A 24,005-nucleotide genomic window follows, 5' to 3' on the forward strand; every position below is an offset into this window, starting at 1 on the left:
ATGGGGGAAGAGTCAAGAAAAATTATTCGGGAAAAGGTTAATATTGATACCGTTTCAGACCGCTTTGTTGAAGCATTCAGAAAGGTAAATGCTATCAGAAGCACAAAAAAATAAAGTAAACAGATAATTATATTGGGTTTTAAAAGGCAAACAGTATCAGAAAAGATACTAATTAAACAACAAACAGAACAAGCATGAAGATCATCAATGTTGTGGGGGCCAGGCCAAATTTTATGAAAATAGCGCCTCTTCTGAAAGAAATGAAAGAAGAAAAGTTGCTTCAGCCGTTGCTTCTGCATACCGGTCAGCATTATGACCAGACCATGTCGGAAAGTTTTTTCCGGGAACTGCTGATACCGGAGCCTGACATATATCTGGGGGTAGGTTCTGATTCCCATGCCAAACAGGTTGCCAGAATTATGACGAAGTTTGAGGATGTTTGTCTGGAAGAGAAACCGGATGCCGTTCTGGTTGTCGGGGATGTAAATTCTACTATGGCCTGCACTCTGGTTGCTTCGAAGATGGGAATCAAAGTGGTTCATATGGAAGCAGGTTTAAGGAGTTTTGACCGCAGTATGCCGGAAGAAATAAACAGAATTGTGACCGATGCCCTGGCTGACCTGTTGCTCACTCCTTCGGAAGATGCCGACAGGAATCTGTTGCATGAGGGAATACCGGAACACAAAATCCGGCGGGTGGGGAATATTATGATTGATACTCTTTTTCATTTTCTTCCCCTGGCAGATAAGCGCACGATACTTCAAAAACATAAGCTTGAACCGAAGAACTATGCCCTGGTAACATTGCACCGGCCTTCCAACGTTGATGATCCCGTCAGATTGCGAAGCGTCATGGATGCGTTATTGGTTATTTCAGACTGGCTTCCGGTTATTTTTCCTGTACATCCGCGCACATTGAAAAACCTGGTATCATTTGGAATTCTGGATAAATATTCCCGTAAGAAAGGGTTGATTCTGGAAGAGGCTTTAGGATATCTTGATTTTCAGAAACTGATGAAAGAATCGAAGCTGGTGATTACTGATTCAGGGGGTATTCAGGAGGAAACCACTGTGCTGGATATCCCCTGCATTACTTTAAGGGAAAATACCGAGCGTCCGGTTACAGTTGAACTGGGAACAAATGAGCTGGCCGGCCATGATATGGGTCTTTTGCTTTCCTATGCCCGTAAGGCAATTGAAGGCAACTGGAAAAAAGGTTCAGTACCTCCGCTGTGGGACGGAAAAACATCTGAAAGGGCTGTAAGAGCTATTTGTGATATGTTTATCAAAGGGTAAAATATGGTATGGAAGGGAACTAAACCCGTTTCTCTTTTTCTGATGAAGTTGGGATATTGGCGGAAGGTTCTGCAAAAAAAGGAAGTTTATTATCCCCTTCAGATACGAAAAAAACGGTTCCGATCAGGAAACACATTTTCTTCTTGGACAGTCTGTCCTGATGGTCTCAACGCAGAGTCTCTGGTCCTTTCTTTCGGCGTCGGTAAGGATATTTCATGGGAAACTGCAATTGTCAGGAAGTATGGTTGCCGCATTCTGCTGTTTGATCCGACTCCTGCCTCCGTTGAATGGATCAGCAGGCAGGAATTACCCCAAAATATAACCTTTTATTCCTTCGGGATATCGGATCACGACGGGACAGAAAGATTTTATCTTCCAGCTGATGAAAACCATGTTTCTGCCAGTGTTTGTTCCGGAGCAAGCAGTAACAGGTTTTTTGAGGCAGAGGTTCATACCCTGGGCTGGATACTTGAAATGACCGGGATAAAGAAGGCTGATATTCTGAAAATGGACATAGAAGGTGCGGAATATAAGGTTATACAAAATTTACAGGCATTGGATTTCCGTCCTCAGCAGATATTAATTGAATTTCATCATCGTTTTCCGGAAATTCAGTTAAGTGATACGAGGACTGCCATCAAAACACTGAATGAATTGGGATACAAAATTTTTTATATTTCACCGAACGGTGAGGAATATTCCTTTATCAGGGTATAATTGGAACCCACTGCCATGCCAGGAATTGTTCACATCAATAAATCGTTTGTAACAGGAGGGGCAGCTATTGCTGCTTATCGCTTGTTTTTGGCACAAAAGAAGCTGGGAAAACTTGATTACAATTTTTTTGCCCAGCAGAATGAAAAAGGAAATTCAGAAGAAGGAGTTGCAATGGCAGGGAATGGGTACATCTGGGATAAAATGGGTCTGGTGCGCCTAGCCGTTGAGAAATTTCAGCTTCTGTTTCATGAAAGGGATGCAGGAATCCGTTTCCAGTATTCCATGGGAAATACCGGTATTAATCCTGCTCGGTATTCTCTGCTGGAAGGAGCTAATCTCTATCATCTGCATTGGATTTGTCAGGGATTTTTGAGTTTGCGGGGCCTGGAATTCCTGCTTCGAAGAGGGAAACCGGTTGTATGGACCCTGCATGACATGTGGCCCTTTACCGGAGGATGTCATTATGCAGGCGATTGCAGCCAGCTTGGCAAGGGGTGCGGTAATTGCCCCTTGTTGCGCACTTCCGGCGAAAATGACATCTCACGCAAACAGTGCCTGAAAAAGGAAGCCATCTACCAAAACCGGAAAATCGTTTTTGTTGCCCCGAGCACCTGGATGGCCCAAAAAGCCCGCTCATCTTATCTTGGTAGAAAGATACCATGTGTTGTTATACCGAATGCATTGGATACCGATGTTTTTGCACCTTTTCCCATGCGCGAAGCCAGGGAAAAAGCCGGTTTGCCCGAGGAAGGATTTTGCCTGCTTTTTGGTGCTGCAAATGTTGCTGAGGAACGAAAAGGTTTTTCCATGCTTTTGCAGGCAATAGAATATCTGAAAACGGATTTTCCTGATCTGTCAGACAAAATTTATCTGGCAGTTTTTGGCAAATCCAGGCAGCAATATCATTTTCCTTTTCCTGTTCATTATTTTCACTATATTTCTGACGCAGAAAAGCTGGTGGCTCTGTATAATGCAGCCAATGTTTTTCTTTTGACATCGCTGGAAGATAATTTGCCCAATACGGTGATGGAAGCGTTGTCGTGCGGCACCCCTGTTGTTGCCTTTCGTTCAGGCGGAGTAACTGATATGCTCGATCACGCAGATACCGGTTATCTTGTACAGAAAGGAAATGTGAGGGAATTTGCACAGGGTATTGCCTCAGTATTATCAGATAAAAAGTACGGCATTATGAGGGAGAAATGCCGGAAAAAGGTCGTTGAAAATTTTAGTGAAAGGGTCGTGGTTAAAAAATACGACGAGTTGTACCGCCAAATTATGAAGCAATGAATGTTCCCAAATGTTCCATTATAACGGTAGTGTTTAACGGCGAAGCAGTCCTTCCACTGACACTGCAGAGTATTATCTGCCAGACATTCAAAAGCTATGAGTACATCATAATCGACGGTGCTTCCACTGATGGTACCGTTGATCTGATACGGCAAAATCAGATGCATATAGGGAAATGGATTAGTGAAGCGGATCAGGGGCTGTATGATGCCATGAACAAGGGGCTTGCTCTGGCACAGGGGGAATATGTATGGTTTCTGAATGCCGGTGACAGAATTTTTGATTCACAGACACTGGAAAAAATTTTCACACATGCTCCGCCCGAAGCAGAGGTCATTTATGGAGATACCATGATTGTGGATGAGGAGGGCAGGGAAATTGGTCCACGGAGATTAAAAGCTCCGGAGAACCTTACCTGGGAAAGCCTGCGCGACGGAATGGTGGTTTGCCATCAGTCTCTGATTGTAAAAAGAGCCCTGGCAGAACCATATAACCTGAAATATAAAGTTGCGGGCGATTATGAATGGCTTCTCAGGGTATTGAAAAAATCAAAAAATACCTACTATACAGGATTTTACGTTTGCCGCTTTCTTGAGGGAGGCATTAACAAAAAACAGATTGTTAAAGCACTCAAGGAGCGTTTTGAAGTAATGGTGAACCATTTTGGATTGTTTTCCACCCTGCTCAGGCATTTTGTTATCGGATGGCGATTCATTACCTATGTGGCAAAAAACAGGAGATTTTAGACAAAAAAATAAATCCTGATGATACAACTGATCAATGTTATAGGGGCAAGGCCCCAGATTATCAAAGCGGCTGCCATTCACAGGGCCATTGCAAATCATTTCCGGGATCAAATCAATGAGGTTATTGTTCACACGGGTCAGCATTACGATCATAATATGTCGAGGGTTTTTTTTGAGGAGCTGGGCATTCCGAAAGAAGATGTGAATCTGGAAGTAGGTTCGCTCAGCCATGCAAAACAAACGGCCAACATCATGACCCGGATGGAAGACTTATTGCTGGAGAGAAAACCTGATGCTGTGGTGGTATATGGAGACACAAATTCAACTCTTGCGGCATCACTGGCAGCTGCCAAAATCCACATTCCTGTTGTACACATTGAGGCCGGATTGCGTTCCTTCAATAAAAAAATGCCGGAGGAAATCAACCGGGTGGTGTGTGACCAGGTTTCCACCCTTCTTTTTGCGCCTACAAAAACCGCTGTTGATAATCTACTCCGTGAAGGGTTTGACCCGGATAGCAGAAAACCATACACTATAGACCGTCCTGGTATTTTTTTGTCGGGTGACGTTATGTTTGATAATACCCTGTATTTTGGATCACTGGCCGAACAATATCAAAGCAAGCTGGATGCATTTGGTCTCAGGAAAGGAGAATATGCACTGGTGACCATTCACAGGGACAATAATACGGATGATCCGGAGCGACTTTCCGGCATTTTTGAAGGAATACTTGAGTTTAGCGAGGCGGCGCAATTGAAGTGCCTCATTCCGCTTCACCCCCGTACATCCAGGATTCTCAATAGCACTCTCAATGAAGGGTTGCTGAAAAACCTGAGAAATAGCAAATGGATCACAATTGCTGAACCCCTTTCTTTTCTCGAAATGTCGTTATTTGAGAAATATTCCCGGATTATTCTTACTGATTCGGGTGGGGTACAGAAAGAGGCGTTTTTTCACAGGAAGCCCTGCGTGATTTTGCGCAGTGAAACCGAATGGGTGGAAATTGTTGCTTCCGGCACTGCAGCCCTGGCCGATGCCGACAGACGGAAAATTGTGGAGCTGACGCTGAAATTTCTGAAGAACCCTCCTCAGGAATTTCCTGCCTTTTTTGGCAAAGGCGATTCCGCTGAGGTTATCTGCCGGAAAATTATTGATTCCTTTTGAACCGTATCTGATAAAAACCTGCACCAATGGTAAGCAGGACAATAAGGACCGAACCGGCTAAAGCTATGCGTCGGCCGGAGTAGAATGATCTGGGTTCAAACCGGAATTCAATTTCATGTTCTCCTGCCGGTATTACCATTGCCCGCAGGATGTAGTTAGCTCTCAGATAGTTTGTTTTTTTGCCATCCATATAGGCGTCCCAGCCTTTGTTGTAATAAATTTCAGAAAATACAGCCAGTCTGTTGCTTTTTGTATAGGCCTTATAACGAATTTGATTTGGCTGATAATGCAAAAGAACAATCGAATCTGAAAGACTAGCAAGGGAATCAGACTTTTCCAGCAGTTTTAACTGATCAGAAAATTGACGGTTAATGGCAGGTACCTGAGGCGAATTCTGATTGCAACTGGCAGCCAGTTCTTCATTGGCCCCGCTGACCAGAGTATATGTATTGGCAAACCATGCGTTTCCGAGCCGTTTGGTGTTTTCAAGAGGCGGAGAATCGGGATGGTAGATAATATATTTTGTGTTGAGCATATTGAGCATGGGCAGGCTTTCGAGCAATGCATTGATCTGTTCAAAGGAAGAAATTTTCGAAAGACCGTTCTGAAGGAAAGAAATTTCGCGGCTGAGACAGCTGTCAATAACATCCTGGTAGCGACGAAGTTTAGCTCCGTGATATCCGCCTACAGATTTATGGAAATAAGGAGTATATCCATCATTAAATACACTTCGCGTCAGGTTCAGTACTCTGAAATCAGGGTCCTTATCGGATAGAATGTATTCATCGGCTTTGGTTGGCCTGAAAACATTTTTCGCCACATTCTGCCTGGTGAACATGCTGTTGTTCAGGTATCGTTTATCAACAGCCCAGAGATCAATGAGAATGAGAATGATCATTCCCGGAAGGAAATATTTTACCTTGATGACGTCGGCCAGGAAGGCCCATATGGAACCTGCAGACAGGGCAACAAAGACCAGGGAGCGGAAGGCATCTTTGCGGAGCATGGACGCCCTGTCATCTGCCATAGCGGATGCCAGGCGGTTGATAATATCCTGCGGCCAGCCGGCAGCTGAAAGCCGGTCAAAAAGGTTCTGATCGGATGCAGATTGAAAATCAAAGAAAAGTCCTGGGAATACAATAAATACAAGAAGAAGTCCACCTGTAATGTAAAATGCGTATTGAAGCGACTGGAGCATTTTTTTGCGGTTGATATTTTCCCGGATGAGTTCCCTGAGAGTGAGCGCCGCCATCAGTACAAAGGTGAAATTGGCGATGACAAGGATCATGGAGACGGTGCGGAATTTGTTGTACATGGGGAAGTAGTAAAAGAAGATATCGGTGAACCATTCGAAGTTCTTTCCCCATGAAAGGAAGATGGAAAGAACGGAAGCAGCAACCAGCCACCATTTGTATTTTGCAGGAACAATAAAAAGTCCGAGAACAAAGAGGAAACAGATAACCGCTCCGAAATAGACAGGTCCGGAAGTGAAAGGCTGTTCTCCCCAGTAAGAAGGAAGGGAAGCAGCGATCTGCGCGGCATCCTTCACGCCAGCATCCCGGAGCACTTTTGCTGTTTCGCTGTTGGCTCCGAATCCTTCTGCACCGCCACCTTTAAAATTGGGAACAAGCAGGGTGAAAGTTTCAGATTTTCCGTAACTCCAGGCAAGGGCATAGTCTTTATCAAGGCCTGAGGTGCCGGGTTGGTTTTTCACCAGTTCGGAAGGTCCCCTGATGGTATCTTTACCATATTCGTACGTAATCCACAAACCGGTTATGTTGGGAAGAACGGCAAGAATAGCAGCTATTCCCAGAAAAATCAAAGCCCGGAAGAATTCTTTCATCAGTTTTCCCCGGATGGCATAGACGAATTCGAAAATAAGATAAATAAGAGTGGTAAGGAAAAGATAATAGGTGATCTGTGGATGATTGCACGATATCTGGATTCCCAGTGCGACGGCCGTAATGATGGCGCCGGGAAGATGTTTGCCCCGGAAGATCATAAAAATGCCGGCAAAAACAAGCAGGAAGTAACCAATGGCGTATGCTTTGGAAATATGGCCGGCGGCAATAATAATGATATTATAGGAAGCAAAAGCAAATCCTATTGCTCCGGCAATGCAGATCCATCGGTTCATTTTCAGCGAAACCAGCAACAGATAAAATCCGGTTAAGAGTATAAAGAGAATGGCTACAGTGGTATAGGGTAATTTGAACCGGAATAAACGCTGGAGAAACAGGTAAATATTATTGGTAGGGCCCGTTTTGATCTGATAGGAAGGCATTCCTCCAAACATGCTGTTGGTCCAGAGGCTGTATTCTCCCGGGTGGGTTTTTTCGAAATCGACCAGTTCCTTTGACATTCCCAGAGCATGCTCATAGTCCATCTGCCGCAATTGTTTCCCTTCAAAAATCGGGGAGAAATACAGAAAACTGATGGCGGCAAATGCCAGCAGAATGATAATATGTTCCCGGAAAGGTTTCAGAATTTCGGCAGCTTTTTTCATGGGAATGCAGATTTCTTTCTAATTCAAAGTTCGAACTTACAGCAATTTTTTCAAAAGATTTTTCATGCTGAGTTTTTCGGAGATAATATTTTCCAGCTTGTCAACCGGTATTCTTTCCTGTTCCATGGAATCGCGGTATCTGATTGTTACGGTATTATCCGCGAGTGTCTGGTGATCGATGGTGATGCAGTAGGGTGTTCCGATAGCATCCTGACGGCGGTAACGTCGTCCGATACTGTCTTTTTCATCGTACTGGCAATTGTATTCGAAACGAAGCCGGCTGATGATTTCTCTGGCCTTTTCGGGCAGTCCGTCTTTTTTTACCAGGGGCAGGACGGCAATCTGAACCGGAGCAATCACAGGAGGTATCCTTAGAACGACCCGTTCGTCTTCCGTACCATCTTCCTTGACGATTTTTTCTTCCGTATAGGCATTTGAAATAACCGAAAGAAACATACGGTCGAGTCCAATGGATGTTTCGATAACATAAGGCACATAGCTCTGGTTCAAATCAGGGTCGAAGTACTGAAGCTTCTTTCCGCTGTATTTCTGATGGTTTCCGAGGTCAAAATCCGTACGGCTGTGGATTCCTTCCACTTCCTTGAATCCGAACGGGAAATGAAATTCGATATCACAGGCAGCATTGGCATAGTGGGCCAGCTTATCATGATCATGGAAACGGTATTTTTCATCGCCCATACCGAGGGCCTTATGCCATTTCATGCGCTGTTCCTTCCAGAAATTATACCAGGTTAATTCTTCCCCGGGTTTTACAAAGAATTGCATTTCCATCTGTTCGAATTCGCGCATCCGGAAGATGAACTGACGGGCTACAATTTCATTGCGGAACGCTTTTCCTGTTTGAGCAATGCCAAAAGGCACCTTCATTCTGCCCGTTTTCTGTACGTTGAGGAAATTGACAAAAATTCCCTGCGCTGTTTCGGGACGAAGATAAATGGTACTTGCCTCTTCAGCTACCGAGCCAATTTTTGTTTCGAACATCAGATTAAATTTCCTCACTTCGGTCCAGTTCCGGGTACCGGAAACCGGACAGACGATTCCTTCATCAAGGATGATTTGCCTTAGTTCCGCCAGGTCATCCTTCTCAAGAGCCTTTACATACCGTGCCTTTACAGCTTCCATTTTGGCATTCAGCTCAAGAATTTTGGGGTTTGTTGAACGGAAGAGCTGTTCATCGAAGGAGGCGCCAAAACGTTTGGCTGCTTTTTCAATTTCTTTTTCGATTTTTTCTTCAATTTTCTGGAGATGTTCTTCAATGAGGTTATCAGCCCTGTAGCGTTTCCTGGAATCCTTGTTGTCAATCAGGGGGTCATTGAAAGCATCCACGTGGCCAGAAGCTTTCCAAACGGTAGGATGCATAAAGATAGCAGCATCTATGCCCACAATATTTTCATGCAGACGTGTCATAGCATCCCACCAGTAACGCCGGATATTGTTCTTCAGTTCGACCCCGTACTGGCCATAGTCATATACCGCGCTCAGCCCATCATAGATTTCGCTGGAAGGAAAAATAAATCCATACTCCTTGCAGTGAGCGATCAGCTTTTTAAACAGTTCTTCCTGATTCATAAGTTGTTAATACAGATTGTTACCATTAAATGGCCAAAAATAGGAAAAGAATCATGTTCAGCAAAATATTTCATCCGACCGTCAGATTGACAACATATCCCTGATGCGCCCTGACGTTAAATACCGTGCCATCCTGAAAAATGAGATATTGCCCTCTGATGCCGGCAAGAATTCCCTTAAAGGAGGGGGTATTGAGGAGGTTCAGCTGATGCACTGACGATGGATAGGAAGAAACCGGGTATTCTATCGTCGTAATTGTGTCATCATTGGTAAAAAAGTGGGAAAGATCCCCGGGGATCCATTTAGAGGCAGTAGCTTTAATTTCGAGGAGGTTAAGATTGTCATCCTTTTTGTCAGTGAGCATGTGCCTCCAGTTGGTTTTATCGGGCAGGTGATTTTTCAGGGCAACTTCTATAAGTCCGGCTGTATGGCGGTTTGGAGTCCGGGCAAACCGGATTGCTTTCCATGCGCCCTGATCAATCCATCGTTCGGGGATCTGTGATGAGCGGGTTACCCCAATTTTCACTGCACTGGTAAGGGCAAGATATACAAAGTGATCCTGCAGGCAATGCTCTTTCGACCATTCCATGTCGCGCGAAATGCCAAGATGCGCCTGACACAACTCAGGGCGTAAAACACATTCGCTGGTTTCAGGAACAGACAGAAAACAGGGATAACAATATCCTTGTCCATAGGTTTTTTTTATTAACCTTCCGCAATGTATGCAGTGGATTTCTCCTTTGAAATCAATTTCCAGAGGCAAGCCTATCCAGGTGTTCAAAGGAATATCTTCCGGTTGACTCCGCAGAAAATATCTGACAGGGGCTTCATGGATTACCCTCATTTTATATAGCTGAACGGTCAGTTGCATAAGCCAAAGTGCCAGCTCACAAGGTTTAAAAGAATTTGTCGTACGAGCAACCGGTTATACGTTTTGAAGCAAGACGATTTGGTAATAAAAGTAGCATAAAGTGGAATGAAAAAAGATTTTTTTGAAAAAATAATACTATGCATAACATAGTAATAAAAAAAATATATATCTTTGCAATGAATTTAAGTATGCATTAAAAAGTATTACAAAATGAAAAAAACGAACCATGTAAATATCGGTGGCATGGTATTTACCATCGATGAAGATGCGTACCAGCGTCTGGCAGGTTATCTGGATGCGGTTGAGGCACATTTCAGGGACAGCGAGGAGCGACAGGAGATAGTGGGAGATATTGAGAGCAGGATAGCGGATTTATTGCGAAAGAGAATGGGCACCAGGGAAGTAGTTGTAATGGAAGATATTGTGGAAATCATCGGAATACTTGGTGATCCGGAGGAATTTGGAGGCAGGGGCGGCAGTTCGGAATATACCTGGAAAGAAAGCCATAGCCGGTATTACAGAAGGATGTACCGTGATCCGGATCACCGGATATTGGGAGGAGTATGTGCCGGTATGGGTGCATACTGGCATATCGATCCTGTTTTATTGCGGATTGCTTTTCTGATTGCCTTTTTTGGTTTCGGGATAGGTTTTTTGATTTATCTGTTATTGTGGATTGTACTGCCGCCGGCAAGGACAACGGCAGAAAAGCTGGAAATGCGGGGGGAGCCTGTTACGTTTGAAAACATCGGGAAATTTGTGAAAGAAGAATTCGGGCAGGTTAAAAAGAATATGAAGTTATAAATACAAAACAAGATGGAAAAGATAAATCTGGATAATATTCAGGCACAGATGCGGAAGGGAGTACTTGAGTACTGTATTCTGCTTGTGCTGTCTCAACGGGATGCATATGCATCCGATCTGATTGAGATACTGAAAGAATCGCGTATCATTGTTGTTGAAGGAACGTTGTATCCGTTGCTTACACGGCAGAAGAATGCTGGTCTGCTCAGTTACCGGTGGGAGGAATCTCCCCAGGGTCCTCCGAGGAAGTATTATTCTCTGACAGAAAAAGGGAGAGAATTTCTGAAAGACCTCGACCAGTCGTGGAGGGATCTGGTTCTTACTGTCAATACACTTCGTGAAAAAATGAATCCTGTATCATAAGAAAAATCATAATACCATGAAAAAGACCATCAAAGTGAATATAGGCGGGACAGTGTTTCATCTTGATGAAGATGCCTATGCCCGAATGAAGGAATATCTCGACAGCCTGAGCCGCCGGTTTGGAAACGGTGCTACAGGAAAGGAGATAATGGAAGATATTGAACTGCGCATTGCAGAACTTTTAAACAAGCAACTCAAAGGGAGGGAATCTGCCAATCTGGAGGATGTGCGGCAGGTTACTGAAATTCTGGGTGCTCCGGAAGATATTGAAGGAGAAGAAGGAGAGTCTTCGGGGAGTGAGGGACCAGAAAGCCGTGCAAAGGCAATCCGAAGGTTATACCGGGATCCGGAACATGGCGTTTTAGGAGGCGTCTGTGCCGGGCTGGGTGCTTATTTTAATGTTGATCCCTTATTGTTCAGGATTTTGTTTGTTGCTTTCCTGATTGCATATGGGTCAACGGCAATTATTTATCTGATTTTCTGGTTGGTTGTACCTCCGGCCCGAACCATGGCACAAAAACTGGAAATGGCAGGGAAACCTGTTACCGTTGACAATATTGAAAGTGCTTTGAGGGAAGAATGGGAAGCAATACGGGAAAATGTGAAAAAGATGGATGTGCCCTCATGGGGAAGAAGGGTGGTTATGTTTCTTGAAGAAATTGTGCGGGCAGTAATTGTTTTTCTTGGTAAGGTGTTGCAATTTCTTGCCGTTCTGGCCGGAGGTTTGTTCATTCTGCTTGGTTCAATGCTTCTCATTGCTGTCCTATGGACCTTTTTTGTTCAGAAACCATTATATACCGGCGTGTTTGATGATATGAGTTTCAGGCTATCTGACCTTACAGCGATATTTTTTCCATCGACTGATCCGGTTATTCTGGCTATCGGGGTTGGTTTGTTCATCGGCATACCGGTAATGGCTATGCTGTACTGGGGCATTAAACTGGTTTTCCGGTTTAAAACCGAAAACAGGGCAATTGGTATATCAGCTGTCATAGCATGGGTATTCAGTATCTGCTTATTGCTGATGATCGGGCTGACAGAAGCTCAGGAATATCAGCGTACCGGAACGCATGAAGATCGCTTTATGCTGGATACTCTCCATGGGAATACCTACATTCTTGAAGTTGATACATCAGGGATGGGAGAAATAAAACGAAATGCAATTTACATGGAAAAAGATCAGTTTGGATTATACTATAAACGTGATGAAAAAAGATTCATTGGAAGGCCTTTTCTCGACATAGTCAAATCGGAGGATGGCAAAGCCTATCTGGTTGTGACGAAGGAAGTGCAGGGAAGAACTGAAAGGGAGGCAGGAGAAACGGTCCGCAAAATGGAGTATGCATGGTCAGTAAACGATAACAGGATTATACTGGGATCCTCATTTAATCTGCCTTCCGGTGCTCAATGGAAAGGAGCGCGGGTAAACATAAAGCTCTATATTCCCGAGGGGAAAAAGGTCTACATCCCCGAAACGGCAGTTACTATGCTTGACGAATATGAGCATTGTGAGAATCTCTGCCGCAAAGAAATTGTCGGAAAGACCTGGGAAATGGTAAAAAGCGGACTTTGTAATCCTGAACAGGGAACCGGTTTTTAGATTCCGGTTGATTTTATTACTTTTGCGCTCCGGTAGTCGGAACAATGATATGAATTTGTCCGATGGTGTAACGGTAGCACTGCAGATTTTGGTTCTGCCTGTCCAGGTTCGAATCCTGGTCGGACAACAAAAAATAAATGCACTATAGGGGATGTTGAAAAACGAAGTTTTCAACATCCCCTATAAATTTTATATTTTAGCCGGTTGATACTGCGCGTCAACTGATAAATGGCATGTTCCTTTCGTGTTACAAAACTTTAAGTTAGCTCTTTGATGTATTCTTAATTCAATAAAAAAAGTAATTATCATGGTTACTTTCGGAATTTCGCTGCTGCTTCTAATTGTTGGATATCTTGTTTACGGGAAGATCGTTGAAAAAATTTTCGGAGCTGATCCGAAGATACAGACTCCGGCTTACACCCGTCAGGATGGTGTTGATTATGTGCCATTGTCATGGAAGAAAGCGTTTCTGATTGAATTTCTCAATATTGCAGGTTTGGGCCCTATTTTTGGTGCAGTGGCCGGTGCGATGTGGGGTCCGGTTGCTTTTCTATGGATTGTATTTGGCTGCATTTTTGCAGGAGCTGTACACGATTATTTTTCGGGTATGATATCGGTACGCCAGGGTGGACTCAGCATACCTGAAATTGTCGGCAAATACCTGGGGAACGGCATTAAACAGTTCATGCGGTTGTTTACTGTGCTGCTCATGGTGATTGTCGGAGCGGTTTTCATTACCGGTCCGGCAGGAATTCTTGGAAATATGACGAAAGGTATATTGCCTGTATCGTTCTGGGTGATCGTTGTTTTGATCTACTATATTATGGCAACTATGCTTCCTATAGATAAAATCATAGGGAAGATTTACCCTTTTTTTGGGATAGCATTGCTTTTTATGGCGGTTAGCATCAGCGTGGGGCTTTTGGCGGAAGGGTATCATATTCCCGAACTTACAGCCAACACCTTCCTTAATCTGCATTCTGATCCTGGCCGGTTTCCGGTTTTTCCTCTGATGTTTATCACCATAGCATGCGGGGCTATCTCAGGCTTTCATTCCACGCAGGCTCCTCTTATGGCGCGTTGCCTTACGAATGAAAAACTGGGAAGAAGAGTTTTTTACGGGGCTATGGTAGCTGAAGGGATTGTGGCCCTGATATGGGCTGCTGCCGGAATGGCATTTTTTGGAGGGGTTGAGCCGCTGAATGAAGTAATGAATGCCCATCAGGGGAATGCGGCATGGGCAGTGAACGAAATAGCCAATACCTTACTCGGCAAGGTAGGGGCGATTCTTGCCCTGCTGGGCGTTGTTGCGGCACCTATTACATCAGGAGATACTGCCTTCCGGAGTGCGCGTCTTATAGTTGCTGATTTTCTGGGAAGCAACCAGAAGAAGATCCGAAATAGATTATACATCAGTGTTCCCTTATTTGCCGTAGGGTTCTTCCTCAGTCAGGTTGATTTTGCGATCATCTGGCGGTACATGGCATGGAGCAACCAGACCCTGGCGACCATTGTTTTATGGGCTATTACGGCATATCTCATTTCGGAAAAGAAATTTTTCTGGATCACTTTTTTACCGGCCCTGTTTATGACGGTGGTCACCACTACATACATTATGGTGGCCCCTGAAGGTTTCCGTTTGCCCTTGTTCCCTTCAACCATTGCAGGAATCATTATTTCGCTGGGAATAGGTTCCCTTTTCCTGCATTATGCCTTTGGAGGAACTTTTGCTCTTGTACGGTCTGCTTCCAGGAAAATAAACTGAATCAGGCATGGAGAAGGATGGGGTTCACGGCATGATTTCAGAAATAAAGGAAATTCCTGAATATGCTGAGAAAGTTCTGACAACCGAACAGGTATTTTCTTTGCCTCCCCATGTTCCCTATATTGGAATCGGATCATCGTATTACGCTCCGCTGGCTATGCAGCTTGCCGGATATCCGGTCAATGCTTATCCGGCTTCCGAGTTTTACCATGTCAATCAGGGGAAAAGCTTTCCTCATGGTGTTCTCATTTCGCAGTCGGGAAAGAGTTCCGAAGTACTCTGGTGCAGCAAATTATTCCGGGAATATATTGCAGTGACCAATGAAGGGGAAAGCCCTCTCGCCATGAACGCCAATTGTTCAGTAAAACTGCTCATGCATGCCGGAAGAGAAGAATTCTCCTCTTCCAAAACCTATGTTAATACATTGTTGGTTTTGCTCAGGGGTTTTCAATCGGATATTCAGCCGCTGGTGGCTTTTCTGAGGGAATATATGGCGGAAGCCGAAAGAACGGGGCGTGAGATGGCTGCCTTTGTTCATGAAAAACAGACGAAGGGGGTTTTAAGGGGGATTTTTATTCTGGGAGCCGGCTGCTCAACTGCTACTGCTTTACAGGCGTCCCTCATCTGCAGCGAATCAACCAGGATGGTATTTACAGGGATGCCACTGGCCTGGTATGATCATGGATATAAAGAGACAGCGGAAGGATCGGTCGTACTATTCATTGCACCCGAATCGGAAACCGATGCCAGACGAGCAGAGAAAATAGCAGGACTGGTAGGGAAGTCGGGCGGGTATCCTTACTTTACAAAGCCTTTACCAGGAGGTTTATTTAAGCCTGTCCTGGAAATCATTCCCTTCAATTTTCTGGCTGTTTATCTGGCTGAATATCTCGGAAGAAAGGATTTCTTTACCATAGGCAGCAAAGTTACTGAAAACGATTTGTAGCATTGCCTGTAGGGTAAATTCTGTACAAATGGAATGCAGGCAGATACAACTGGATTATCAATGGTTGAAAGAGCAGGGAGACAGAATATTTCCTCCTGCAGAAGAAGCAGATGAGCATGGCCTTCTGGCATACGGGGGTGAACTGACCAAGGAATTGCTGCTGGTTGCGTATGCAAGAGGTTTGTTCCCCTGGTATAATCCCGGAGAGCCTGTTTTGTGGTGGTGTCCTGATCCCAGGATGATTCTGTTGCCGGAATGGTTTAACCCATCAAAGTCGTTACGAAGAAAGGTCCGGTCAGGAGTGTTTGAAGTCCGCTCTGATACCTGTTTTGATGAGGTAATCAGGCATTGTGCCAGGGTTCCAAGGCCCGGTCAGGAAGGCACATGGATAACTTCGGAAATGGAGCGGGCCTATATTGCATTGCATAAGGAAGGTTTTGCCCATTCGATAGAGGTGTTCCATGAGGGGGGACTGGCAGGAGGGTTATACGGGGTATCACTGGGTAAGGCGTTTTTCGGAGAATCGATGTTTTATCTTGTTTCGGATGCCTCCAAAGTGGCTTTTTATTTTCTGGTTGAATTTCTTAAGAAGCATGAATTTCATCTGATCGATGCCCAGGTAACCACCACGCACCTGAAAAACCTGGGTGGCCGGGAAGTGCCAAGGAATGCTTTTCTGGGAATGCTTGAAAAAGCCCTTCAGTTTCCGACTTTACAGGGCAAATGGGAAGTATCTGGTTGAGCCCTGCATTGGAAGAATCCGAATGCAATGTGACAAAAAAGAATCAATTCGTTGGTTTCAATTTGTTTCAGCGGGTGTGGGATGCCGGCGAAGTGCGCATTAGTTCTTTTGCATTCCTAATGCGTAACAGGGTAAAAAGAGAAAGTGCCACAGAAATATCTGCGGCACTTTCATCTGAACACAGGTTAGTATTAGTTAGTACAGGGTTGCCTATTTTTATACGGTTAGTATTTCCTGTTCTTTTTTAGCAAATATATCATCAATTTTTTTAATATGCTGCTCGGTAATTTTTTCGAGTTCTGTTTCGCCCTTTTTCACTTCATCTTCAGGCACATGTTCTTTTTGAAGTTTTTTTAATTCCTCCATAGCTTCCCTTCTGGCAGTGCGGATTCCGACTCTGGCCGTTTCGCATTCATGCTTTACCTGTTTTACCAGTTCTTTTCTTCTTTCTTCGGTAAGCTGAGGAACAACCAGGCGGATGACCTCCCCGTTGTTGGCGGGAGTAATTCCTATGTTTGCCTGGAGGATGGCCTTTTCAATAGGGCCGATCATTGACTTTTCCCAGGGCTGGATCAGAATGGTTCTGGCATCGGTTGTACTGATGTTCGATACCTGATTAAGAGGGGTGTTGACACCATAATAATCAACATGAATGCCGTCCAGAAGATGAGGATTTGCCCTCCCTGCGCGAAGTTTAAGAAGTTCTCCATCAAGGTACTTAACTGCCTTTTCCATTTTTTCTTTTGCCACATCAAGCACCAGCTGAACGTCTTCGTGCATAAACAGAAGGTTTTTAAAAGCGTACGAAATATAGTTATTTTTTTTATTTCACCAACAAATTTGCAAATTTTTCAGCCATGGAAGTGTTTTCTGCAGAGGAACACGGCTATTGGATTATTCCGGAACTACCAGTGTTCCAATGCTTTCACCTGTAATGATTCGCAAAAGGCTTCCTGGGGTATTAATATTATAGACAACAAGGGGAAGATGGTTTTCGCGGCAAAGGGTGTAGGCTGTAAGATCCATAACAGCGAGTCCTTTGCCATAGGCTTCAGTAAATGTGATATGGTCAAATTTTATGGCACCCGGATTTTTTTCGGGGTCATCGGAATAGACTCCATCCACTCTGGTCCCTTTGAGGAGGAGGTCGGCTTTCATTTCAACGGCCCTCAGTGCGGCGGCTGTGTCGGTTGTAAAGAAAGGGTTTCCGGTTCCGGCAACAAAAATGACGACCTTATTTTCGGCAAAAGCTTCTTCAACCTTTTCGCGGCTGTATTTTTCGGCGGCAGGTTCCATTCCTATGGCGCTGAGAATACGGCATCCGACACCCAGGTTTTCGAGAACAGACTGCATTGCCAGTCCGTTGATAACTGTTGAAAGCATGCCCATATAATCGCCGCGGATGCGGTCAACGCCTTTGCCGGTTCCGGGCAAACCCCTGAAAATATTTCCTCCGCCGACAACAAGACCTATGTTGACTCCCGCCTGCCAGGCTTTTTTAACATCCTGCATATACGCCTCAATTCGGGAATAATCAAAGGGTCCGTTGGTGTTTCCGGCTAATGCTTCTCCGGAGAGTTTCAGAAGAATTCGTTTATACCTGATTTCCATTTCTGTCGGTTAGGTTATACGAAGCGATTTTTAAATGAAATGTATTTGTAAAAGGCTTTCAAAGATAGGGAATCGGCAAAAGGGGTGCAAGGGGATGGTATAAAACTTTCTGTTTTAACCCTGATTGTTATCAGGAGTGCAAAGGAACTAATGCGTAATGTGGGTTTGACATTGCCGGCATATATAAAATCAGCCGATTGAAAGCGGGTTCCAATCGGCTGAAGGATATGCAATAGTTTTTGTCAGGAATCGAGGCGATTTACTGCACCAGGGTAAAACGGATGAACCGGGTTACTTTAAGGTCTTTGTCAGATTTTTCAAGGTACTGACGAACGGTAAGTTTGGAATCTTTGATGAATTCCTGATTCAGCAGGGTATTTTCTTTCAGGAATTTTTCCAGTTTCCCTTCGGCAATTTTTTCGATAATATTGGCAGGCTTACCGGCATTTTTGGGATCGAGTTTAGTCTGATCGATAGCAATTTCACGTTCCTTGGCCAGTTTATCAGCCGGGACGTCGTCTTTATCGATCGAAACGGGATTCATTGCTGCCACCTGCATGGCAATGTCTTTGTAAATCTGCAGGTCAGAACCGGCTTTGTTAAATCCGACCACCGCAGCCAGTTTGTTGCCGGGGTGGACATATGCAAGAACATAAGGAGCCTGAACGTTATCGTAGTAGGAAAGTTCCATTTTTTCGCCGATGATACCGATTTTTTCGGTCACAAGGTCAGCAACGGTCTTTCCTTCAAGAGGCAGATTTTTAAGGGCATTGAGATCGGCGGGTTTCTTTTCGATAGCAAGGGCAAGGATTTTTTCAGCAAGGGAAATGAAATCCTGGTTTTTTGCGACAAAATCAGTTTCGCAATTGAGGCATATCATTGCCCCGAAGGTATTGGATGCATCAATCCGGGCAAGAACTACTCCTTCATTTGCTTCACGGTCGGCTCGTTTGGCGGCCACGAGCTGTCCTTTTTTGCGAATGATTTCTATTGCTTTTTCATAGTCGCCGTTAGCTTCTTCGAGGGCTTTTTTGCAGTCCATCATTCCGGCGCCTGTCATTTTGCGCAGTTTCTGGACTTCAGCAGCAGATATCTGGGTCATAGTGATTTCCTTTTAATGATTGGTAACTATTTTTTCTGACTACGTGTAGTTTTCCTGGCAGGTGCTACATCAGAAGATTCTTCGTCGGGTAATGAAGGGGATGTGGATTCTTCGGATTCATCGTCTTCTACTTCGGTTTCTTCAACGGATGCTTCCACTTCTTCCACTTCTTCCTCTTCGGTTTCCTCTTCGGTTTCGTCGGTTATTTCTTCGGCTTCTTCCAGTTCTTCTTCTGCAATTAATTCAGGAGCAGCAGTTTTTTTGCGGGTTCCTTTTCCTTTTTCCGATTTTTCAGGCTCGGCTTCTTTTTCAACTTTTCTTTCGCTGAGGCCTTCCTCAATAGCGTTGCAGATAGCGTCGACGATAAGGGCTATGGATTTGGAAGCGTCGTCATTTGCGGGTATAGGGAAGTCGACAAGGTTCGGGTCAGAATTTGTATCGACCATGGCAAAGACGGGAATATTGAGCCTGCGGGCTTCTTTGACCGCAATATGTTCTTTCAGGATGTCGACAACGAAGATAGCTGCAGGGAGGCGGGAAAGGTCGGCAATTGAACCGAGGTTTTTTTCCAGTTTTGCTCTCTGACGGGCAATCTGAAGTTTTTCTCTTTTGCTCAGGTTGTCGAATGTACCGTCGGCAGACATTTTATCGATAGCCGCCATTTTCTTGACAGCCTTCCGGATGGTAGGAAAGTTGGTGAGCATACCACCGGGCCAGCGTTCAGTTACATACGGCATGTTGATTTTCTTGACCCGTTCAGCCACGATGTCTTTAGCCTGTTTTTTGGTGGCCACGAAAAGGATCTTCCGTCCCGACTTGGCTATTTGTTTAATAGCCTGGCAGGCTTCATTCAGTTTGATAGCTGTTTTGTGAAGGTCAATAATGTGGATCCCGTTCTTTTCCATGAAAATATACGGGGCCATTGCCGGGTTCCATTTGCGCTTGAGGTGGCCAAAGTGCACACCGGCTTCAAGAAGTTGTTCGAATGTTACGTTGTTCATGTGCGTTATTTTGAATTGTTAACTTTCCGTACAATCAACCACATGGTAGCCGGCTGACACCGGGTCCTTGCGGTTTGGATACGAAACAATCCGGCAGAAATGCCTTATCGTTTGCTGAACTGGAAGCGTTTACGAGCTCCGGGCCGGCCGGGCTTTTTGCGTTCCACTTCACGCGGATCACGGGTAAGAAATCCCTGAGCCTTCAGAACCGGACGGTAATCCGGATTGATTTTTACCAGGGCGCGGGCAATGGCAAGGCGAAGTGCTTCGGCCTGCCCTGTAATACCCCCGCCGTCCAGATTGACGCGGATGTCAAATCCATTGGCAAGATTCAGGGCCTGAAGGGGTTGGGTTGCTTTGTACTGCAAAATTTCATCAGGAAAATATTCTTTAAAATCCCTGTCATTGATGATAATATTTCCGGAGCCTTCTTTAACGAATACGCGTGCTACGGCACTTTTTCTTCGTCCAACAGCATTGATAATGTCCATGGATATTATTTGAGTGTGTTAATGTCAAATGGTTTCGGATTCTGGCCGGCCTGTTTGTGTTCAGGACCAGCATAAACATAGAGGTTTTTGAAGATTGCTCTTCCCAGCCTGTTTTTCGGGAGCATTCCACGCACTGATTCTTCAATCAGAGATGCAGGGTTCTTTTTCAGCATTTCCTCCGGGGTAATTTCAACCTGGCTTCCCGGATAGCCGCTGTGTTTAAAATGCACCCTGTCGGTCCATTTTTTCCCTGTCAGTTTGATTTTATCTGCATTGATCACGATGACGTTATCACCGCAATCAATATGGGGCGTGAAATATGGTTTATGTTTGCCGCGCAGAAGCCGGGCAACTTTTGAACAGAATCTTCCCAGAATCTGGTCTGTGGCATCAACAACCAACCATTCCTTCTGAACAGAAGCTTTGTTGGCAGAAACTGTTTTAAAACTTAATGTATCCACAACAAATTATTATGTTTAACTTTTTAAATTCACAACTTCAATAACGGGTTGCAAAAATACAATTTATTTTTATTCTGCAATACCGGAATAGGGAAAATTTGAAACGCATTCATATTCAATGAGTTTGCAAAATTAGCAATAAATTGACAGATTTGGGTTATGGTAAAGCCGGAAATTTCGTGGCATAACATATTTCTGTTTTTCCTTATTGTAACGGTAGGGTCGTTGCCGCTTTCTCCCTTTCTTACCAGCGTAGGAATCATTGGATCGGCAGTGTCGTGGCTTTTTGCAGGGAGCCTTAAAGGGAAGAAAGCCGGTTTAATCAGGTCAAATGATGTCTGGCTTTTCCTGGGTATATATTTTTTGCATATAGTCGGCTTGCTTTACACATCGGATTTTACCTATGCCTTTCACGATCTTAAGGTAAAACTACCCCTTCTGGTGCTTCCGGTAATTTTTGTTACGGCAGGGCCTCTTACGTTTACAGAAAGAAGGATCATCCTGATTTTTTTTACGGCAGCGGTAGTAACCAGCAGCATAATCAGTGCCTCCATTTTGCTGATTCCCGGAAAACTGAACGGAGAAGATGTCAGGCAGATGGCTCCGTTTATTTCCCATATCCGGTTGGCGCTGATGGTTGATCTGTCCATTTTCACAGCATTTTCTTTTGGGCTTACAGCTCAGAGAAGATGGGAAAGGTACCTGCTCTTCGGGGCAGGAATATGGCTTGTCATTTTTCTGTTCCTGCTCAAGTCGTTTACCGGGCTTATCCTTTTTCTGGTATGTCTGTTTGTCCTTATTCCTGTTTACCAGCATAAAATCCCTTCCTTTTTCTGGCGGAGGGTCATTGTTGTTATAAGCATTGTTGTTCCTGTTATTTCGCTGATATATCTGGTGGTTTCGGTCAGGAGATACTATTCATTTGATGAAACGAATCCGCATCAGGTTGCAGTTTATACGGAGGGGGGAAGGGCATACCGGCATGATTTTCGTGCCAGAGATGTTGAGAACGGACATTTTGTATGGCAAAATGTATGTGAAGATGAACTTCGTATTGCCTGGCCCCTGCGCAGTCGGATTCCTTACGACAGTCTTGACCGGAGGGGTAATCCCATACGGTTTACCCTTATCAGGTATCTGACATCAAAGGGCTTACCTAAAGATTCGCTTTCTGTAATGCGGCTTGCCGATGACGAGATCAGCAGTATAGAAAATGGTGTGGCAAACTATCTGTACAGAAATAAACTGGCTTTGTATCCCTATGTTTACAGGGTTCTATGGGAACTTGACTCGTATGCCCGGGGCAATAATCCATCGGGGCATTCGGTTGCTCAAAGGATCATTTACTGGAAGGCGGCTCTGCAGATCATCAGGGAGAACATCTGGTTCGGGGTAGGAACAGGGGATGTTCAGCAGGCGTTCAATGCATATTATGAGAGGAATGAGGTCAATTTACAGAGAAAATTCTGGCTGAGAGCGCATAATCAGTATCTGACTTTCATGGTGACTTTTGGAATACCCGGTTTTCTGATCATAATGGCCGGATTGCTGCTGCCTTTTTTCAGGAAAATAAAGTACATTTCTTTTCTTGCCGCAGTATTTCTGATCATTTCGTTTTTAAGCATGATTCCGGAAGACACGCTGGAAACGCAGGCCGGCGCAACCTTTTTTGCCTTTTTCTACAGTTTTTTTATTCTGGCAAACCGTGAGTGATCTGGTGACTGTGAGAATCAGGTATTTGGCATGGAGATAAAGAAACAATGAATCAGGAAGCGAATCATAGACTTGGGAGGGACTTTTTTATAAGGGATGCGACAGAGGTTGCTCCTGCACTGATTGGGAAGACGCTTGTCCGATTTTTCCCGGATGGAAGAACAATCCGGCGATTGATTACGGAGGTTGAGATTTACCGGGGTGAAGAAGACGAAGCCTGCCATGCCAGCAAAGGAGTGACTACCAGGAACAGAGTGATGTATTCCGAAGGGGGGCTGGTATATGTTTATTTAATTTATGGGATGTACTGGATGCTGAATTTTGTCACCGGTCCGGAAGGACATCCCCAGGCGGTATTAATCAGGGGTATAGATGGGTTTGATGGCCCCGGTAAACTGACCCGTGCCCTGGAGGTAGACGGAAGTTTTTATGGCGAAGACCTCACCCGGTCAGAACGCATCTGGGTTGAAGAGGGCATAAAAAATTTCAGAATTGGCAAAGGGAAGAGAATTGGGATTGATTATGCCGGCGAAAAATGGCGATCGAAGCCCTGGCGTTATTTTCTGAAAAAATCGTAAGATTTATTTTTTCTTCTTTGAGGATGATTTTTCCTGCGGGGGGTTTTTCATTGCATCCAGTTTGGCCTGTGCTGCCTCCAGTGTCGCCCTGGCTTTTTTCAGACCTTCTCCGGCAGTTTTTTTCATGTTTTTACCCTTTTCAACATTTTTTGTTCCATCAGCTGATTTTTTGGTAGCTTCTTTCAGACGGAGGTCGGCATGCTTAATATCCTGCTTGTACTGGTTGTCAAGGGATTTCAGATCAGCTTTTGCAGAGGCAGCTTCTTCTTTGTTTTTTGAAGTGGCTTTCTTTTCAAGAACTTTTTTGCTGGTAAGGTATTCTTTCTCAATTTTTTTCCTGTCATTTTCCGCCGATTTCATTTCGCTTTTGGATTCTGTAATCATCTGATTACCAACGCTTATCAATGAATCGGCCACAGTCAGCTGGGCTTCGAACTTGTCTACATTGGCCTGCGCGGCGGCCACTACTGCTTCCTGTTTTTTAATGGCTGATTCGTTGCTGGTTTGCTGGGCAAACATGGCTGATACGCCTGACAAAGAAAACATCAACAGGTAAAAGACTTTCTTAAACGATGAAGGTTTCATATGCAAAATATTTGATAGGTAAAGATAGGTAAAAATCTTAATGCTGGACTTTATCCGATAAAACATC

Annotated in this window: 23 protein-coding genes and 1 tRNA gene; 14 read left to right on the top strand and 10 right to left on the bottom strand. The window is 44.5% G+C overall.

Annotation, left to right across the window (positions count from 1 at the left end; genetic code table 11):
• Positions 1–194: 194 nt before the first annotated feature.
• Genes wecB (GX419_05340) through wecB (GX419_05360) form a run of 5 tightly spaced genes read left to right on the top strand, consistent with a single transcriptional unit; the run spans position 195 to position 5,209 of the window.
• Positions 195–1,295, top strand: a complete 1,101-nt coding sequence (gene wecB, locus GX419_05340) for a UDP-N-acetylglucosamine 2-epimerase (non-hydrolyzing) (GenBank protein NLI24109.1) — start codon at positions 195–197, stop codon at positions 1,293–1,295.
• Positions 1,296–1,298: 3 nt separating this feature from the next.
• The gene (locus GX419_05345; protein NLI24110.1) at positions 1,299–2,012 is read left to right on the top strand and encodes an FkbM family methyltransferase; all 714 of its coding nucleotides are present in this window, start codon (positions 1,299–1,301) and stop codon (positions 2,010–2,012) included.
• Between the two features lie 15 nt (positions 2,013–2,027).
• A complete protein-coding gene (locus GX419_05350; GenBank protein ID NLI24111.1) occupies positions 2,028–3,299 on the top strand; it encodes a glycosyltransferase in 1,272 nt (423 codons plus the stop codon).
• On the top strand, positions 3,296–4,045 hold the full coding sequence (locus GX419_05355; protein NLI24112.1) for a glycosyltransferase: 750 nt from the start codon (positions 3,296–3,298) through the stop codon (positions 4,043–4,045). The genes GX419_05350 and GX419_05355 overlap by 4 nt, the downstream gene beginning before the upstream one ends.
• Before the next feature lie 21 nt (positions 4,046–4,066).
• Positions 4,067–5,209: a UDP-N-acetylglucosamine 2-epimerase (non-hydrolyzing) gene (gene wecB, locus GX419_05360; GenBank protein NLI24113.1), complete on the top strand. Its 1,143-nt coding sequence runs from the start codon at positions 4,067–4,069 to the stop codon at positions 5,207–5,209.
• On the opposite strand, the gene GX419_05365 is transcribed toward wecB (GX419_05360), so the two are convergent.
• The 3 genes from GX419_05365 to GX419_05375 all read right to left on the bottom strand — a co-directional run bounded on the left by GX419_05365 (position 5,193) and on the right by GX419_05375 (position 10,149).
• Positions 5,193–7,715, bottom strand: coding sequence for a YfhO family protein (locus GX419_05365; GenBank protein NLI24114.1), 2,523 nt, complete (start codon positions 7,713–7,715; stop codon positions 5,193–5,195). The two genes, wecB (GX419_05360) and GX419_05365, sit on opposite strands and share 17 nt — an antisense overlap.
• Positions 7,716–7,751: 36 nt before the next feature.
• Positions 7,752–9,305, bottom strand: a complete 1,554-nt coding sequence (locus GX419_05370; GenBank protein ID NLI24115.1) for a glycine--tRNA ligase — start codon at positions 9,303–9,305, stop codon at positions 7,752–7,754.
• 70 nt (positions 9,306–9,375) lie between these two features.
• Positions 9,376–10,149 (bottom strand): DUF2797 domain-containing protein, encoded by a 774-nt coding sequence (locus tag GX419_05375; GenBank protein NLI24116.1) that lies wholly within the window; start codon positions 10,147–10,149, stop codon positions 9,376–9,378.
• A gap of 237 nt (positions 10,150–10,386) precedes the next feature.
• Between GX419_05375 and GX419_05380 the strand changes: the two genes are divergently transcribed.
• The 7 genes from GX419_05380 (at position 10,387) to GX419_05410 (ending at position 16,396) form a co-directional block, all read left to right on the top strand.
• Positions 10,387–10,980, top strand: a complete 594-nt coding sequence (locus GX419_05380) for a PspC domain-containing protein (protein ID NLI24117.1) — start codon at positions 10,387–10,389, stop codon at positions 10,978–10,980.
• A 12-nt stretch (positions 10,981–10,992) separates the two neighbouring features.
• Positions 10,993–11,343, top strand: coding sequence for a PadR family transcriptional regulator (locus GX419_05385; protein NLI24118.1), 351 nt, complete (start codon positions 10,993–10,995; stop codon positions 11,341–11,343).
• Between the two features lie 16 nt (positions 11,344–11,359).
• Positions 11,360–12,943, top strand: coding sequence for a PspC domain-containing protein (locus GX419_05390; protein ID NLI24119.1), 1,584 nt, complete (start codon positions 11,360–11,362; stop codon positions 12,941–12,943).
• Between the two features lie 56 nt (positions 12,944–12,999).
• Positions 13,000–13,070 (top strand) — tRNA-Gln (locus GX419_05395).
• Positions 13,071–13,250: 180 nt separating this feature from the next.
• The gene (locus GX419_05400) at positions 13,251–14,708 is read left to right on the top strand and encodes a carbon starvation protein A (GenBank protein ID NLI24120.1); all 1,458 of its coding nucleotides are present in this window, start codon (positions 13,251–13,253) and stop codon (positions 14,706–14,708) included.
• Between the two features lie 7 nt (positions 14,709–14,715).
• Positions 14,716–15,654, top strand: coding sequence for a hypothetical protein (locus tag GX419_05405; protein NLI24121.1), 939 nt, complete (start codon positions 14,716–14,718; stop codon positions 15,652–15,654).
• A gap of 28 nt (positions 15,655–15,682) precedes the next feature.
• Positions 15,683–16,396, top strand: a complete 714-nt coding sequence (locus GX419_05410) for a leucyl/phenylalanyl-tRNA--protein transferase (protein ID NLI24122.1) — start codon at positions 15,683–15,685, stop codon at positions 16,394–16,396.
• 216 nt (positions 16,397–16,612) lie between these two features.
• Here GX419_05410 and frr read toward each other — a convergent pair whose 3' ends face one another.
• The 6 genes from frr to rplM all read right to left on the bottom strand — a co-directional run bounded on the left by frr (position 16,613) and on the right by rplM (position 21,062).
• Entirely contained in the window at positions 16,613–17,176 is a 564-nt protein-coding gene (gene frr / locus GX419_05415) for a ribosome recycling factor (protein NLI24123.1), read from the bottom strand.
• A gap of 114 nt (positions 17,177–17,290) precedes the next feature.
• Positions 17,291–18,001, bottom strand: a complete 711-nt coding sequence (locus tag GX419_05420) for a UMP kinase (GenBank protein NLI24124.1) — start codon at positions 17,999–18,001, stop codon at positions 17,291–17,293.
• A 265-nt stretch (positions 18,002–18,266) separates the two neighbouring features.
• Entirely contained in the window at positions 18,267–19,109 is an 843-nt protein-coding gene (locus GX419_05425; GenBank protein NLI24125.1) for an elongation factor Ts, read from the bottom strand.
• Positions 19,110–19,135: 26 nt separating this feature from the next.
• Positions 19,136–20,110, bottom strand: a complete 975-nt coding sequence (rpsB, locus tag GX419_05430; GenBank protein NLI24126.1) for a 30S ribosomal protein S2 — start codon at positions 20,108–20,110, stop codon at positions 19,136–19,138.
• 104 nt (positions 20,111–20,214) lie between these two features.
• Positions 20,215–20,601 carry a 30S ribosomal protein S9 gene (gene rpsI / locus GX419_05435; protein NLI24127.1) on the bottom strand — a complete coding sequence of 129 codons (387 nt, stop codon included), beginning with the start codon at positions 20,599–20,601 and terminating at the stop codon, positions 20,215–20,217.
• Positions 20,602–20,606: 5 nt separating this feature from the next.
• The gene (gene rplM / locus GX419_05440) at positions 20,607–21,062 is read right to left on the bottom strand and encodes a 50S ribosomal protein L13 (protein ID NLI24128.1); all 456 of its coding nucleotides are present in this window, start codon (positions 21,060–21,062) and stop codon (positions 20,607–20,609) included.
• 159 nt (positions 21,063–21,221) lie between these two features.
• Between rplM and GX419_05445 the strand changes: the two genes are divergently transcribed.
• Both GX419_05445 and GX419_05450 read left to right on the top strand, forming a co-directional pair.
• Positions 21,222–22,775 carry an O-antigen ligase family protein gene (locus tag GX419_05445; GenBank protein ID NLI24129.1) on the top strand — a complete coding sequence of 518 codons (1,554 nt, stop codon included), beginning with the start codon at positions 21,222–21,224 and terminating at the stop codon, positions 22,773–22,775.
• 47 nt (positions 22,776–22,822) lie between these two features.
• Positions 22,823–23,353, top strand: coding sequence for a DNA-3-methyladenine glycosylase (locus tag GX419_05450; GenBank protein ID NLI24130.1), 531 nt, complete (start codon positions 22,823–22,825; stop codon positions 23,351–23,353).
• A 3-nt stretch (positions 23,354–23,356) separates the two neighbouring features.
• On the opposite strand, the gene GX419_05455 is transcribed toward GX419_05450, so the two are convergent.
• Entirely contained in the window at positions 23,357–23,938 is a 582-nt protein-coding gene (locus GX419_05455; GenBank protein NLI24131.1) for a hypothetical protein, read from the bottom strand.
• Between the last annotated feature and the right edge of the window lie 67 nt (positions 23,939–24,005).

This window comes from Bacteroidales bacterium (assembly GCA_012517825.1).
In the GTDB taxonomy this organism is placed as follows: Bacteria; Bacteroidota; Bacteroidia; order Bacteroidales; family JAAYUG01; genus JAAYUG01.

Bases quoted from the DNA above. Each gene is read 5' to 3' on its own strand.
- GX419_05390 (NLI24119.1), top strand. From the start codon at position 11,360: ATGAAAAAGACCATCAAAGTGAATATAGGCGGGACAGTGTTTCATCTT.
- GX419_05380 (NLI24117.1), top strand. From the start codon at position 10,387: ATGAAAAAAACGAACCATGTAAATATCGGTGGCATGGTATTTACCATC.
- rpsB (NLI24126.1), bottom strand. From the start codon at position 20,110: ATGAACAACGTAACATTCGAACAACTTCTTGAAGCCGGTGTGCACTTT.
- GX419_05410 (NLI24122.1), top strand. From the start codon at position 15,683: ATGGAATGCAGGCAGATACAACTGGATTATCAATGGTTGAAAGAGCAG.
- rpsI (NLI24127.1), bottom strand. From the start codon at position 20,601: ATGGACATTATCAATGCTGTTGGACGAAGAAAAAGTGCCGTAGCACGC.
- GX419_05455 (NLI24131.1), bottom strand. From the start codon at position 23,938: ATGAAACCTTCATCGTTTAAGAAAGTCTTTTACCTGTTGATGTTTTCT.
- GX419_05450 (NLI24130.1), top strand. From the start codon at position 22,823: ATGAATCAGGAAGCGAATCATAGACTTGGGAGGGACTTTTTTATAAGG.
- wecB (NLI24109.1), top strand. From the start codon at position 195: ATGAAGATCATCAATGTTGTGGGGGCCAGGCCAAATTTTATGAAAATA.
- GX419_05350 (NLI24111.1), top strand. From the start codon at position 2,028: ATGCCAGGAATTGTTCACATCAATAAATCGTTTGTAACAGGAGGGGCA.
- GX419_05400 (NLI24120.1), top strand. From the start codon at position 13,251: ATGGTTACTTTCGGAATTTCGCTGCTGCTTCTAATTGTTGGATATCTT.
- GX419_05425 (NLI24125.1), bottom strand. From the start codon at position 19,109: ATGACCCAGATATCTGCTGCTGAAGTCCAGAAACTGCGCAAAATGACA.
- GX419_05345 (NLI24110.1), top strand. From the start codon at position 1,299: ATGGTATGGAAGGGAACTAAACCCGTTTCTCTTTTTCTGATGAAGTTG.
- GX419_05405 (NLI24121.1), top strand. From the start codon at position 14,716: ATGGAGAAGGATGGGGTTCACGGCATGATTTCAGAAATAAAGGAAATT.
- GX419_05375 (NLI24116.1), bottom strand. From the start codon at position 10,149: ATGAGGGTAATCCATGAAGCCCCTGTCAGATATTTTCTGCGGAGTCAA.
- GX419_05355 (NLI24112.1), top strand. From the start codon at position 3,296: ATGAATGTTCCCAAATGTTCCATTATAACGGTAGTGTTTAACGGCGAA.
- GX419_05370 (NLI24115.1), bottom strand. From the start codon at position 9,305: ATGAATCAGGAAGAACTGTTTAAAAAGCTGATCGCTCACTGCAAGGAG.
- frr (NLI24123.1), bottom strand. From the start codon at position 17,176: ATGCACGAAGACGTTCAGCTGGTGCTTGATGTGGCAAAAGAAAAAATG.
- GX419_05365 (NLI24114.1), bottom strand. From the start codon at position 7,715: ATGAAAAAAGCTGCCGAAATTCTGAAACCTTTCCGGGAACATATTATC.
- GX419_05385 (NLI24118.1), top strand. From the start codon at position 10,993: ATGGAAAAGATAAATCTGGATAATATTCAGGCACAGATGCGGAAGGGA.
- GX419_05445 (NLI24129.1), top strand. From the start codon at position 21,222: ATGGTAAAGCCGGAAATTTCGTGGCATAACATATTTCTGTTTTTCCTT.